The organism is Mediterranea sp. ET5 (genome assembly GCF_023337025.1).
GTDB lineage: Bacteria > Bacteroidota > Bacteroidia > Bacteroidales > Bacteroidaceae > Phocaeicola_A.
Genome location: NZ_JAMBLN010000003.1, coordinates 40374 through 52755, shown reverse-complemented (window position 1 = coordinate 52755; position 12382 = coordinate 40374). Strand labels below are relative to the sequence as shown.

Annotated in this window: 16 protein-coding genes; 11 read left to right on the top strand and 5 right to left on the bottom strand. The window is 52.3% G+C overall.

The window, feature by feature from the left end:
- Positions 1 to 750: 750 nt before the first annotated feature.
- From M3087_RS03125 to abc-f, 5 genes are all read left to right on the top strand, one after another.
- Entirely contained in the window at positions 751 to 1128 is a 378-nt protein-coding gene (locus M3087_RS03125; RefSeq protein WP_022384251.1) for a RidA family protein, read from the top strand.
- A 79-nt stretch (positions 1129 to 1207) separates the two neighbouring features.
- On the top strand, positions 1208 to 2323 hold the full coding sequence (locus tag M3087_RS03120; protein WP_369861094.1) for a hypothetical protein: 1116 nt from the start codon (positions 1208 to 1210) through the stop codon (positions 2321 to 2323).
- A 48-nt stretch (positions 2324 to 2371) separates the two neighbouring features.
- Positions 2372 to 2761 (top strand): VOC family protein, encoded by a 390-nt coding sequence (locus M3087_RS03115; RefSeq protein WP_022384253.1) that lies wholly within the window; start codon positions 2372 to 2374, stop codon positions 2759 to 2761.
- Between the two features lie 13 nt (positions 2762 to 2774).
- Positions 2775 to 3602, top strand: coding sequence for a DUF3805 domain-containing protein (locus tag M3087_RS03110; RefSeq protein WP_249093702.1), 828 nt, complete (start codon positions 2775 to 2777; stop codon positions 3600 to 3602).
- Positions 3602 to 5482: a ribosomal protection-like ABC-F family protein gene (gene abc-f, locus M3087_RS03105; RefSeq protein ID WP_249093700.1), complete on the top strand. Its 1881-nt coding sequence runs from the start codon at positions 3602 to 3604 to the stop codon at positions 5480 to 5482. Before M3087_RS03110 ends, abc-f begins: the two co-directional genes overlap by 1 nt.
- 76 nt (positions 5483 to 5558) lie before the next feature.
- On the opposite strand, the gene yihA is transcribed toward abc-f, so the two are convergent.
- The gene (yihA, locus tag M3087_RS03100) at positions 5559 to 6161 is read right to left on the bottom strand and encodes a ribosome biogenesis GTP-binding protein YihA/YsxC (protein WP_022384256.1); all 603 of its coding nucleotides are present in this window, start codon (positions 6159 to 6161) and stop codon (positions 5559 to 5561) included.
- On the bottom strand, positions 6152 to 7618 hold the full coding sequence (locus M3087_RS03095; protein WP_249093675.1) for a sodium:solute symporter: 1467 nt from the start codon (positions 7616 to 7618) through the stop codon (positions 6152 to 6154). The genes yihA and M3087_RS03095 overlap by 10 nt, the downstream gene beginning before the upstream one ends.
- 233 nt (positions 7619 to 7851) lie before the next feature.
- Here M3087_RS03095 and recR point away from each other — a divergent pair, with 233 nt between their 5' ends.
- From recR to M3087_RS03080, 3 genes are read left to right on the top strand one after another with little or no spacing between them, the layout of a single operon-like run.
- Positions 7852 to 8469 carry a recombination mediator RecR gene (recR, locus tag M3087_RS03090; RefSeq protein WP_106625761.1) on the top strand — a complete coding sequence of 206 codons (618 nt, stop codon included), beginning with the start codon at positions 7852 to 7854 and terminating at the stop codon, positions 8467 to 8469.
- A 30-nt stretch (positions 8470 to 8499) separates the two neighbouring features.
- The gene (locus tag M3087_RS03085) at positions 8500 to 8940 is read left to right on the top strand and encodes a hypothetical protein (protein ID WP_022384259.1); all 441 of its coding nucleotides are present in this window, start codon (positions 8500 to 8502) and stop codon (positions 8938 to 8940) included.
- Positions 8940 to 9479, top strand: a complete 540-nt coding sequence (locus M3087_RS03080; protein ID WP_106484640.1) for a GNAT family N-acetyltransferase — start codon at positions 8940 to 8942, stop codon at positions 9477 to 9479. The genes M3087_RS03085 and M3087_RS03080 overlap by 1 nt, the downstream gene beginning before the upstream one ends.
- On the opposite strand, the gene M3087_RS03075 is transcribed toward M3087_RS03080, so the two are convergent.
- The 3 genes from M3087_RS03075 to M3087_RS03065 all read right to left on the bottom strand — a co-directional run bounded on the left by M3087_RS03075 (position 9463) and on the right by M3087_RS03065 (position 10441).
- Positions 9463 to 9720: a hypothetical protein gene (locus tag M3087_RS03075; protein WP_022384261.1), complete on the bottom strand. Its 258-nt coding sequence runs from the start codon at positions 9718 to 9720 to the stop codon at positions 9463 to 9465. The genes M3087_RS03080 and M3087_RS03075 overlap by 17 nt on opposite strands.
- A gap of 13 nt (positions 9721 to 9733) precedes the next feature.
- Positions 9734 to 10108: a phage holin family protein gene (locus M3087_RS03070; RefSeq protein WP_022384262.1), complete on the bottom strand. Its 375-nt coding sequence runs from the start codon at positions 10106 to 10108 to the stop codon at positions 9734 to 9736.
- 126 nt (positions 10109 to 10234) lie between these two features.
- Entirely contained in the window at positions 10235 to 10441 is a 207-nt protein-coding gene (locus tag M3087_RS03065) for a YtxH domain-containing protein (protein WP_022384263.1), read from the bottom strand.
- A 217-nt stretch (positions 10442 to 10658) separates the two neighbouring features.
- On the opposite strand from M3087_RS03065, the gene M3087_RS03060 reads away from it, so the two are divergent.
- The 3 genes from M3087_RS03060 (at position 10659) to def (ending at position 12342) form a co-directional block, all read left to right on the top strand.
- Positions 10659 to 11153 carry an SPOR domain-containing protein gene (locus tag M3087_RS03060; RefSeq protein WP_022384264.1) on the top strand — a complete coding sequence of 165 codons (495 nt, stop codon included), beginning with the start codon at positions 10659 to 10661 and terminating at the stop codon, positions 11151 to 11153.
- A gap of 208 nt (positions 11154 to 11361) precedes the next feature.
- Positions 11362 to 11778 carry a Holliday junction resolvase RuvX gene (ruvX, locus tag M3087_RS03055; protein WP_022384265.1) on the top strand — a complete coding sequence of 139 codons (417 nt, stop codon included), beginning with the start codon at positions 11362 to 11364 and terminating at the stop codon, positions 11776 to 11778.
- A 9-nt stretch (positions 11779 to 11787) separates the two neighbouring features.
- The gene (def, locus tag M3087_RS03050) at positions 11788 to 12342 is read left to right on the top strand and encodes a peptide deformylase (protein ID WP_022384266.1); all 555 of its coding nucleotides are present in this window, start codon (positions 11788 to 11790) and stop codon (positions 12340 to 12342) included.
- Positions 12343 to 12382 lie beyond the last annotated feature (40 nt).

The following is a 12382-nucleotide window of genomic DNA, read 5'->3' as shown; positions in this document are numbered from 1 at the left end:
CGCGGATGCGGAACCTGTGCACAACGGAAGACTGCCGTTGACATTTTGTCAAACAAAGGCCTCCACAGTGCCTTTCCTCGCATCCAAATGCAGTTTCGTGGATTTCGTGGCATTCTGGAGCGATTCGCAAAATACACATTGTCACCCATTCGCCTTGGAAGATGTTCTTCCGGAAAGTCTGTCTGGTCGTAATCCCTTCCGCCTGACATCGGACACAGATTGTACCGTGCAGAGTGAAACCTTCCGATTTGTTGACGCCACTCACCTTCCAGCGAATGAAACCTGCACTTTTTGCATTTCATTCTCCGAAGATTTGACTTTCACGGACGAAACAATATTGTTTGGGGAGGTGAAACTATATTGTTTGACGAGTCAAACACTTGTGTTTCGCAGGTCAAACAACATTGTTTGAGCGTTAAAACGTAAATATTCCAGAAATCAGATGTATAGTTTTCTAAAATCAAGGTCGTTTTCGGGGCTTTTCATTCACATACGTTCACGTTCGCGTGCTGGTTTGCCTGATTTTTGAAAAGTACGCGTCAGCCGAAAACACTGAAATCCGCAAATCATGTCAGCAAAAAGAGGATAACGGGTTGCAAACCGTCAAAAGGCGGTTCCCCGGTAACCCCGCGTCCGAATGATGTTAAGGATTGCAAAAGGTTGGAGAAACTTGCTGCATGATGCCGTGTCATACGCATAAATGGTGTAATTTAGCGTTACAAATTGGTTTAACTAAAAAGATACAGCACTATGAAGAAAGTTATCGCAACAGAGAAGGCTCCTGCAGCCATCGGTCCTTACAGCCAAGCCATCGAGGTGAACGGTATGGTGTTCCTTTCCGGACAGATTCCCGTCAATCCTGCAACCGGTGAGGTTGTCGAAGGCGGAATTACCGAACAGACCACCCAGGTGTTCGAGAACATTAAGAGCGTGTTGGCTGAAGCCGGGCTGACTACTGCCAATGTTGTGAAGACCACTGTGTTCATGGCTGACATGTCCTATTTCGCTGACATGAATGCCGTGTACGCCAAGTATTTCGAAGGCGCATTCCCTGCCCGTTCGGCTGTTGCCGTCAAGGGGCTTCCGAAAGGCGTTCTGGTCGAGGTGGAAAGCATCGCTGTGAGATAAAGTCATGATGCTCTCCCAACGTCCTCGCACAGGAAGGTTGATGATTTTGGTCGGGGCGTCCCTGGCCGTCATTTGCGGCATGCTTTACGTATGCCGCAATTTGTTTTGGGACCGCGGCTTCGAGATTACCGATGAGCTGGGTGGCAACATCTTCCCGTCCGCCATTCTCTCGACAGCTGCCACCGATGCCGAAATCATGGTGCCTGCCGACAGCAACTACGTCGGCAAGCCCCTGTCAGGCATTGCCCTGCGTGTGACTTCCGGGCGTGCCAATACCCGTGTGAGGGTCACCTTGAAGGAGTCGCCTTTCTTCTCCGAATCCATTTCGGAGTTTGTCTTGCCGAAGGCAGGAACGGAATATACCGTCTATCCGGAAATCGTGTGGAACTACGAAGCGCTGAAGAACAATGTGCAGTCCACTCCCCTGACCTTTACCGTCCGGATGGAGATGGACGGCAAGGAGTTGCCCGTACGCACCAAGACCCTGTCGGTGCGCAGCGTGAACGAGTGCCTGCTGGGCTATCTGGACTCCCGCAACAAGTATCACGACACCGGCATCTTCTTTGCCGCCTATGTCAACGAGGAGAATCCGTTGATAGACAAAGTGCTCCGGGAGGCTCTCAATGCGCGCATCGTGAAGCGTTTCTGGGGCTACCAGGGGACGGCAGAGCAGGTTGACCGGCAGGTGTATGCCTTGTGGTATGTGTTGCAGAAGCGCAATTTCAAGTACAGCTCCATCTCGAACACCAGCCTGTCGTCGAATGTGGTCTTTGCTCAGCGCGTGCGTACGTTTGACGACGCTCTGGCTGCCGCGCAGATCAACTGTGTGGACGGCAGTGTGCTGTTCGCTTCCCTGCTGAAGGCAATCAACATCAATCCCATCCTGGTGCGTCTCCCCGGACACATGTTCGTGGGGTATTACACCGACAAGACGCACAAGCACGTGAACTTCCTGGAGACGACGCTCATCGGCGAAGTCAATCTCGACGACTTCTTCCCCGAAGAGGCCTTGGACTCCACCGTGGTGGGAAAGTCGCAGGCTGAGGTATCGCGGCTGACGTTCGAGAAGTCGAAGCAGTATGCCACGCGCAAGTATGAAGAAAGCAAGGACAAAATCGAGGCAGGCGAGCGCAACTACATGTTCCTGGAGATTTCCCGGGAGACGCGCAGCCGGGTTCAGCCCATCGGCAAGTGACGTTCGCTTCTCATTCCCTGTTTGTCACACCTAAATACACAGATAACTATGGAAATAAAAGCAAGATTTGACCATTTCAATATCAATGTGCTCGACCTGGAGCGCAGCATCGAGTTCTATCACAAGGCACTGGGCCTGCATGAGCACCACCGCAAGGAGGCAGCCGACGGCTCGTTCATTCTGGTTTACCTGACGGACGACACCGGGCATTTCCTGTTGGAGCTGACCTGGCTGCGCGACCACACGGAGCCTTATGAGCTGGGTGAGAACGAGAGCCACCTGTGCGTCCGTGTGCCCGGAGACTATGACGAGGTGCGCCGTTTCCACAAGGAGATGGGGTGCGTCTGCTTCGAAAACGAGGCGATGGGGCTGTACTTCATCAACGACCCCGACGACTATTGGATTGAAGTGCTTCCGCTGAAAGAGGCGGGCATTTAACGACAGAGTGCCTATGGATAAAAAGAAATACATTGCTCCCGGCGGATGGTTTGCCCTCTACTATCCGGAACGGTGGAGCGAGTTTGAAGACGAAGAGGGCAGCTTCCTGTTCTATGACCCCGAGAAGTGGAACGGCAACTTCCGCATATCCGCCTACAAGGACCGTTCCTCCTCTTATGCCCGGGAGTCTGTTGCCGACGAACTGCGTCAGAATGACCAGGCACGTCTGAAGGCCGTGGGGAGCTGGGAGTGTGTCTACAGCTGCGAGACCTTCATGGAGGGCAACGAGGCCTACACCACCCACTTCTGGCTGACGGGAGCGGGCAACGTGTCGGTGGAGTGTAGCTTCACCGTGGCGAAAGGTTCGTCCGTCGAACCGGCGGAAGACATCATCGCGTCACTGGAGATACGTTCCGACAACCGGCGCTATCCCAAGGAGTACATCCCCGTCCGTGTGTTGGAAATCAACGAAATCAACCAGGCGTATGACTGGGCGTCCTCCTACATCAAGAAGGCACTGAAGAAGGACTTCACCGCTACCGGGCGCGACCTGGACCACATGCAGAAGGTCATCGACGGAGGCAAGCTCAATCCGCGTCAGACGGAAGCCTGGCAGGCATTGGGACTGACGTTCGGCACCATCCTGGTCAATGAGATGGACGGCATGGACTGGGTGACGGTGATTGACGGCAGTGAGGAGTACCCTGCCTTGCGTTTTGCCGATACCGACCTGGTGGTTGCCCCGCTGAACCTGTTTGCCGACAAGGTGCGCCGGGGAGAGCCGTGCGACGTGAAGAAAGAGTTTGAACGGATTAAGAACGAAGTGGAGCGGAGACTGTAATGGCAAATCCTTATTTACAAGTAGAAGGGCTGACGAAGAGCTTTGGCGACCTGCTGCTGTTCCAGCATATCTCGTTCGGCATTGCCGAGGGAGAACGCATCGGTCTGATAGCCAAGAACGGCAGTGGAAAGACTACCTTACTTAATATCCTGGCAGGCAAGGAGGGGTATGACGAGGGCAGCATCGTGTTCCGTCGCGACCTGCGGGTGGGATACCTGGAACAGTCGCCTGCCTATCCCGAAGAGCTGACGGTGCTGGAGGCCTGCTTCTATCACGGCAATGAGACGGTAGACCTCATCCGTGAATACGAACGTTGCATGGAGACCCCGGGCAATCCCGGACTGGACGACCTGCTGATGCGCATGGACCATGCCAATGCCTGGGATTACGAGCGGAAGGCCAAGCAGATTCTGTCGCAGCTGAAGATTGACCGCTTCGACCAGCCTGTCGGTCAGCTTTCCGGCGGTCAGCTGAAGCGCGTGGCACTGGCGAACGTCCTCATCAATGAGCCGGACCTGCTCATCCTCGACGAGCCGACCAACCACCTTGACCTGGACATGACGGAGTGGCTGGAGGAGTATCTGAAGCGCGGCACGCTGAGCCTGCTCATGGTGACACACGACCGTTACTTCCTCGACCGCGTCTGCTCGGAAATCATCGAGATAGACAACCGTCAGATTTATTCCTACAAGGGAAACTACAGCTATTACCTGGAGAAACGGCAGGAACGCATCGATGCCACCAATGCGGAGATTGCTCGTGCGAACAACCTTTACCGGACGGAACTGGAATGGATGCGCCGCATGCCGCAGGCACGCGGTCACAAGGCACGTTACCGCGAAGAGGCGTTCTATGACCTGGAGAAGGTGGCGAAACAGCGCATCCGGGAAAAGGATGTGAAGCTGGATGTGAAGGCATCCTACATCGGCTCGAAGATTTTTGAGGCAGACCATCTGTACAAGAGCTTCGGCGACCTCAAGATACTCGAAGACTTCTCCTACATCTTTGCCCGCTATGAGAAGATGGGCATCGTGGGCAATAACGGGACGGGCAAGTCGACCTTCATCAAGATTCTGATGGGGCTGGAACAGCCGGACAGTGGTACGCTGGACATCGGAGAGACCGTGCGCTTCGGCTATTATTCGCAGGAAGGCTTGCAGTTCGACGAGCAGATGAAAGTCATCGATGTGGTGCAGGACATTGCCGAAGTTATCGAGCTGGGCAATGGCAAACGGCTGACAGCATCGCAGTTCCTGCAACATTTCCTGTTCACTCCCGAGACACAGCACAGCTATGTCTACAAGCTCAGCGGAGGCGAACGCCGCCGGTTGTACCTGTGTACGGTACTGATGCGCAATCCGAACTTCCTGGTGCTCGACGAGCCTACCAACGACCTCGACATCGTGACGCTGCAGGTGCTCGAAGAATATTTGCAGAACTTCAAGGGATGTGTCATTGTGGTGAGTCACGACCGCTACTTCATGGACAAGGTGGTCGACCACCTGCTGGTCTTTAACGGTCAGGCTGACATCCGCGACTTCCCCGGCAACTACTCCGATTACCGCGCCTGGAAGGAAGCACGTCAGCAACAGGAGCGGGAAAAGGCTGCTGCCTCTTCCGAGGAGAAGACGGAGAAGACCGCCCGTGTGCGCCTGAACGACAAACGCCGGATGAGTTTCAAGGAACGCCGGGAGTTTGAACAGCTGGAGAAGGACATCGAAGCACTGGAGGCGGAGAAGGCGCAACTGGAAGCCGACTTGTGCAGCGGAACACTTTCCGTTGACGAGTTGACCGAGAAGTCAAAGCGTCTCCCCCTGTTGAATGAGGAGTTGGATGAGAAGACACTCCGCTGGCTGGAACTGAGCGAGCTGGAGGGATAACAGAACACGGGAAGGTGCGTCTGCAGAGGCTTCATGCCTGTTTCTGCGGACGCACCTTCCCGTATTGTACATTGATTTATTCGTTCAGGCTTTTGTTGATGCTGTCGATGTAGTCGAGCACTTCGTTCCGTCCGGTCTGCTTCTCGGCGGACGTGAGGAAGTAGGGGGGAAGCTCTTCCCATTGCTCCTCCAGCTTGTGGAGGTAGTTGGCGATGTTCTCGCGTTGCTGGGTGATGTTCAGCTTGTCGGCTTTGGTGAAGATGATGGCAAACGGCACCCCGTTTTCCCCCAGCCATTCGATAAACTCCAAATCAATCTTCTGTGGTTCGTGGCGGCTGTCGACGAGCACAAACAGGCAGGTGAGCGCCTCACGGTCCAGGACATAGTCTTCGATGATTTGCTGTATCTTTTCCTGTTGCTTCTTTCCCCGCTTGGCATATCCGTAGCCCGGAAGGTCCACCAGGTACCACTGCTTGTTGATGAGGAAGTGGTTGATGAGGAGGGTCTTGCCCGGAGTGGAAGAGGTCATGGCAAGTTTCGGCTTGCGGGTGAGCATATTGATAAGGCTCGATTTTCCCACATTGGAGCGTCCGATGAACGCATACTCAGGCAGTCCGTCCTGCGGACATTTGTCAATCCGGGTGTTACTGATTTTGAATTCTGCGCTGGTTATTTCCATGATAAGTTCGTGTTTTTAGTATAAATAGACGACAATGCCAGTCCGGCAAAAGTCAGCAGCCCGTTGACCATCAGTAACTCATAGCCGAAACTGTAATTCGTGTACAAAGATACAACGAGGTCGGTTAAGTAGCAAATGACGGGGGAGGCAATGGCAATGAAAGGGACCATCCGGTCGCGCGGACGCAGTCGGGTGAACAGTCCGAAGGCGAACAGTCCAAGCAACGGACCGTAGGTGTAGGAAGTCAGCGTGTAGAGCGTGTCAATGATGCTGGGACTGTCCACCGCCTTGAACACCAGGATGCAACCCACAAAGATGATGGAGAGCAGCAAATGCACTTGTTTGCGACGCCGTTCAGCCTTCGCCGTTTCCATCCGCTCGATGTCGAGCAGGTCGATGCAGACGCTGGTGGTCAGTGCCGTCAGTGCCGAGTCTGCACTGGAGAAGGCGGCAGCCAGGATGCCTATGGTGAAACAGACCAGTACCCCGTATCCCAGGTAGCCCCCGGCAGCAAACATCGGGAGCAGGTCGTCGCCCCGTGCAGGGACAGGCAGGTGGAGCTGTGTGGCGGCAAGGAGCAACAGGATGCCCAGGGAGAGAAAGAGGAAATTCACCGGAAGGAACGAAAGTCCGTAGCAGTACATGTTCTTCTGCGCTTCTTTCAGGTTGCGGCACGTCAGGTTTTTCTGCATCATGTCCTGGTCCAGTCCTGTCATGACAATGGTGACGAATACCCCGCTGAAGAACTGCTTGAAGAAGTTCTGCTTGGACACCCAGTCGTCGAACACGAATATGCGGCTGTGTTCATCGGTGATCACTGCCCTCCAGAGGTCCTCCAGGTCCATCTGTAAGAGTGAAGCTACGGAGAAGAGCATCAGGATGAGCGTCAGGAGCAGGCAGAGGGTCTGGACGGTATCAGTCCAGACGATGGTGCGTATGCCGCACCGGTGGGTATACAGCCAGATGAGCACGACCGTCCCGGCAGCGGTGACGACGAACGGAATGCCGTAAGCGTCGAAGATGAAATGCTGGAGGATGAGGCATACGAGGTAGAGCCGCAGGGAGGCTCCCAACAGTTTCGACAGGAGGAAAAAGGAGGCTCCCGTGCGGTAGGAATGACGTCCGAGCCGTTTTCCCAGATAGGTGTAGATGGAAGTCAGGTTAAGCCGATAGTAGAGAGGCAGCAGCAGGTGTGCGATGACCAGGTAACCGAAAAAGAACCCCATGCACATTTGCAGGTAAGTCATGTCGATGCGGGTGACCATGCCCGGCACGGAGACAAAGGTCACACCGGAGAGGCTTGCTCCGATCATGCCGAAGGCAACCAGTTGCCAGGGCGATTGCCGATTGCCGCGGAAGAAGGTATCATTGTCGGTCCGTCGTGAGGTCATCCGTGCCACGAGCAGCAGCAGACCGAAGTATGCCAGCAGGATGAGGAGGATATAAAGTCCGTTCATGCAAACAGGTTTATGGTTAGACGGCTGCAAAGATAGTGCAAAAACGTCGTAGAAGTACGTACGTTACCTGTAAAGCTGGAAGTGTGTTGTAAGCCGGATTTTGGAGAGAGTGTCTGATGTCTTGATATGTTGCTAAGGTTTCTGTCTTGATTTCTTGGCTACTGGCTCAATAAATTCCCCTGTAATCCGTATCTTTGCGCACCAAAGAACGAGATGATTGTTTCAGACTTATGATAAACCAACAATACCCTTCCGCCCTCTTGGAGAAGGCGGTCAATGAATTTGCCAAGTTGCCGGGCATCGGACGGAAGACAGCGATGAGGCTGGTGCTCTATCTGTTGAGGCAGGACACTGCCATGGTGGAATCGTTCGGCAACGCCCTGATAACACTTAAGCATGAAGTGAAATACTGCAAGGTGTGTCACAACATATCCGATACGGAGGTCTGCCGGCTGTGTGGCAATCCGCAGCGCGATGCATCTACCATCTGCGTCGTAGAGAACATTCAGGATGTCATGGCGGTGGAGAATACGCAACAGTTCAAGGGACTTTACCATGTTTTGGGAGGAGTCATTTCCCCGATGGACGGCATCGGACCTTCGGACTTGGAGATTGACAGCCTCGTCAAACGTGTGGAGGCTGGCGGCATCAGGGAAGTAATCCTGGCACTCAGCTCCACGATGGAAGGCGATACGACCAATTTTTACATCTTCCGTAAACTTTCCAGGTTTGATGTGAAACTGAGCATCATTGCCCGGGGTATCTCCATCGGCGATGAATTGGAATACACCGACGAAGTGACGTTGGGGCGTTCCATCGTGAACCGGACTTTGTTTACCGGAACCAACTGAAAAACGTTGCATAACGAATCAAGATACATTATGGAAGAAATACAGAAATGGACACGCCGACTCCTGGTCGAATACTGCATGTTCTGGCTGATAGCCCTGCTGCTCGTGGCTGCTTTTGAATGTGGCTGGTTGGAGGAGGGAGGACTGGTCGGTCAGGACCGTTGGGAGTTTGCCTTGGAGACAGCCTCTATTCTGTTGACACTGGCTCTCATTCCCGGAGCGTTGAGGCTGTTCAGCAGGAAAGTGTTGACATGGCGTGCCTTGCCCTTGCTGGAAGCTTTGAAGGCTTACCACCGTTGGAACCTGATACGGCTGATTATGTTGGCGGTGATTGCCTGGGGAAACCTGGTGCTCTATTACCTGACGCTGAATAACATCGGCGGATTGTGTGCCTTGCTGGCATGTCTGGCCGCCCTGTTTTGTGTTCCCGGTAAACGGAAGCTGATGAACGAATTGGAAATTACGGAATAATGAAAAGACAACTGCTTTCCACGGAACGAATCGTGTTGCGTGCCCCCGAACCGGAAGACCTGGAGGTGATGTACCGCATGGAGAATCTGCCCGAGATGTGGGCGGTCAGCAATGCTACGGTCCCATACTCGCGTTATGTGCTGCGCCGGTACATAGAGAACTGTCGGAATGATATTTATGCCGATCGTGAGTTGCGTCTCATGATTCAGACCGTTGAAGGACACAGGGTCGTCGGGACGGTCGATCTGGTGGAGTTCACTCCCTTGCACGGGCGTGCGGAAGCAGGCATTGCCATTCTGGAAGAATATAGGAGGAAAGGATATGCGCGTGAAGCCTTGGAGCTGATGTGTCATTATGCCTTCCGCCAACTCGGTCTGAACCAGCTTTATGCCTATGTGGCAGTGGACAACGAAGCCTCGTTGGCGCTTTTCGAGTCGTGTGGCTTTACACGGAAGGTGGAGTTGAGAGACTGGCTGTGCTATGAACGTGCATACAAGAATGTCTATCTCTTGCAGTGTTTTGCTACTTCTTACGTCTGAACAACCCTCTGACACGGCGCATGATGCGCAGGCCGGTCATTACGCCGTCGAACACAGCGATGCCGGAGTTTACGGAGTTCATCAGCATCTCGACCTTGGTCGTGGCTTTGACCGGTGAGAACAGTTCGGTAGCCGTCTGCTGGATGCGATCTCTTTGCTCTCTGATTTGCAGACGTACGGCTTTCTTTTGTCTCGTGATTTCTTCGAGTGTAATCTGGGGTTTGCTGATTCCGGTATTCATGAGCGGATGATTTTTAGGCGTTTTCGTTGTTGTCGTCGTTGTTCATAAACAGGTTTGCGATGAACTTCACCAGGGGGCGCACGATGAGTTGTTTGCGGAAACCGTAGATGAGCGCCAGCAGGATGAGCAGGGCCGCTGTGATAATGGCAAAGCTGACGGTCAGTCCGCCCACGTGGGGAGCCATGATGTAGGCAAGGCTGAAAGACAGGTAGAACAGTGCCATCATGCCCAGGATGATAGCGATGGTTGTCAGGATGATGGCGGAAGCCAGGATGGTGAGTTTCTCCACAAGTTCCAGACGCAGGTAGTCCTTTTGGAGCAGGATGTAGTTCTTGCATTCCACAAAAAGCTGTTCCAGACTCTCGATGCTCTTATCGTTCGCAAACATAGGCGCAGGGATTTAAAATAGGGGGGATACTGGGGTTTAAAAGTATCATATCAGATTCCACAATGACAGCCGGAGCATGTCGGGCAGAATCTGATATGATAAGAAGTCAGGGGGAAGAATGTAGGATTATTCTCCATCGCCCTTCACTTCAGATGCGATTTCGTCAACCAGATCGTTGAGTTGTTTACGATCGAGTTTGATGCCTCTTTTGCGGAGGGCTTCACTTATTTTCAAACGAGTGTCTTCTCCCTTTTCCGGAGCAAACAAAATACCGCATGCAGCACCCACAACGGCTCCGCCAAGGAATGCAGCTAAAATACTTAAACTTCTCATAAGCTCTGTTGTTTAAAGTTGAGTTCAAAGGCAAATATAACGATAATATGTTCAGAGTATGCATATTTTCAAGGTTTTTAGAGAAAAAAGTGAAGGATGGAAGCAATCGGGCACTTTTTTCGTCCAAAATACACCGACTCTTAGGAAATAGTGTTATTTTTGCTCGATAAAAGTCTGAGTGTATATTAGTATAGACAAACAATATATGATTAAGAAGATGAAACGTTATTGGATTTTAGGGGCAGGCTTGTGCCTGGCCGTGATGTTCGGTTCTTGTAAATCGAGCGAAAGTGCTTATAAAAAGGCATACGAGAAAGCAAAGCAGCAAGAACTTGCCCAACCGCAAGTGAGCGAGCCTGTCGAAGTAGCTCCCGTTGTCAGTGCACCGGTGACTACGACCACCACGACTCCGACCAATGTCTCCGTCCGTGAGGAAAAGGTGACGATGGTAAGCGGTAATGGCCTGAAGACTTACAGCGTTGTGTGTGGAAGCTTCGGCGTACAAGCCAATGCCGAGTCTCTGAAAGAGTGGTTGGACAAGGAAGGCTACAATGCCATCATTGTGAAGAATGAAGAACGCAACATGTATCGTGTAGTGGTTGAGTCGTTTGACGACAAGACACAAGCTGCTCAGGCTCGGGATGCCTTCAAGGCCAAGTATCCCAACCGTTCGGATTTCCAGGGCTCCTGGTTGCTCTATCGTGTCTATTGAGATGAATTGAAACCATTTTTCTTTCATAGTTTGAAAAGAGTTGCTTTTGTGTCGTGCAAGGGCAACTCTTTTTTTCTGCCTCTCTCCTGAACGGTAGTGGATGCTGTCTGAAGCGACACGGCTGAAGGAAAACTGCAAACACATTTTACAGCTTTTTTGCCTTTTGTTGGAGCTACCTACGGCTTTATTGCTTAATTTTGCAACAATTATGAGCAGAATTGTAGCAATTGATTATGGAAAAAAACGCACGGGGATAGCCGTGACCGACCCCTTGCAGCTTATAGCGAACGGACTGACAACCGTGGCGACATCCGAATTGTTTGATTTCGTGATGGATTATGTTCGCCGGGAACCGGTGGAACGCATCCTGGTCGGTCTGCCCAAACAGATGAATAATCAGCCTTCGGAAAATATGAAAAACATTACTCCCTTTGTCAATCGTCTGCGCAAGGCTTTGCCCGATATGCCTGTGGAGTTTGTGGATGAGCGCTTCACGTCGGTGCTGGCTCATCAGGCGATGCTTGATGGAGGACTGAAGAAGAAGGACCGTCAGAATAAGGCGTTGGTCGATGAAATCAGTGCTACCATTATCCTGCAATCTTATCTGGAATCAAAAAGAATGTAATATACCAAGATGATTTTACCAATTTACACACTGGGACAGCCTGTCTTGAGAAAAGTGGCTGAGGAGATTACTCCTGAATATCCGAATCTGAAAGAACTGATAGAAAATATGTATGAAACGATGGAGAAGGCCGATGGCGTGGGTCTGGCTGCTCCGCAGGTAGGGCTTCCCATCCGTATGTTTGTCATTGACCTTGACTGCCTGAGCGATGAGATGCCCGAGTACAAGGATTTCCGGAAAACGTTTATCAATCCGGAGATACTGGAAGTCGGTGGCGAGGAAGAGTCCTATGAAGAAGGGTGCCTGAGCTTGCCCGGTATTCATGAAACGGTAAAGCGGATGAACAAGGTTCACATGCGTTACCAGGATGCTGACTTTGTGGAGCACGATGAATGGATTGACGGCTTCCAGGCACGCGTAGTCCAGCACGAGTATGACCACTTGGACGGGAAGGTGTTCATTGACCACATTTCCACCCTTCGCCGCCAGCTTATCAAAGGAAAGGTGAATGCGTTGCTGAAAGGCAAGGCGCACTGCTCCTATAAAGTGAAAACAGTTCGATAACGGAATCAACCAACTAAACTGCCGTACGGAGAATTAAACG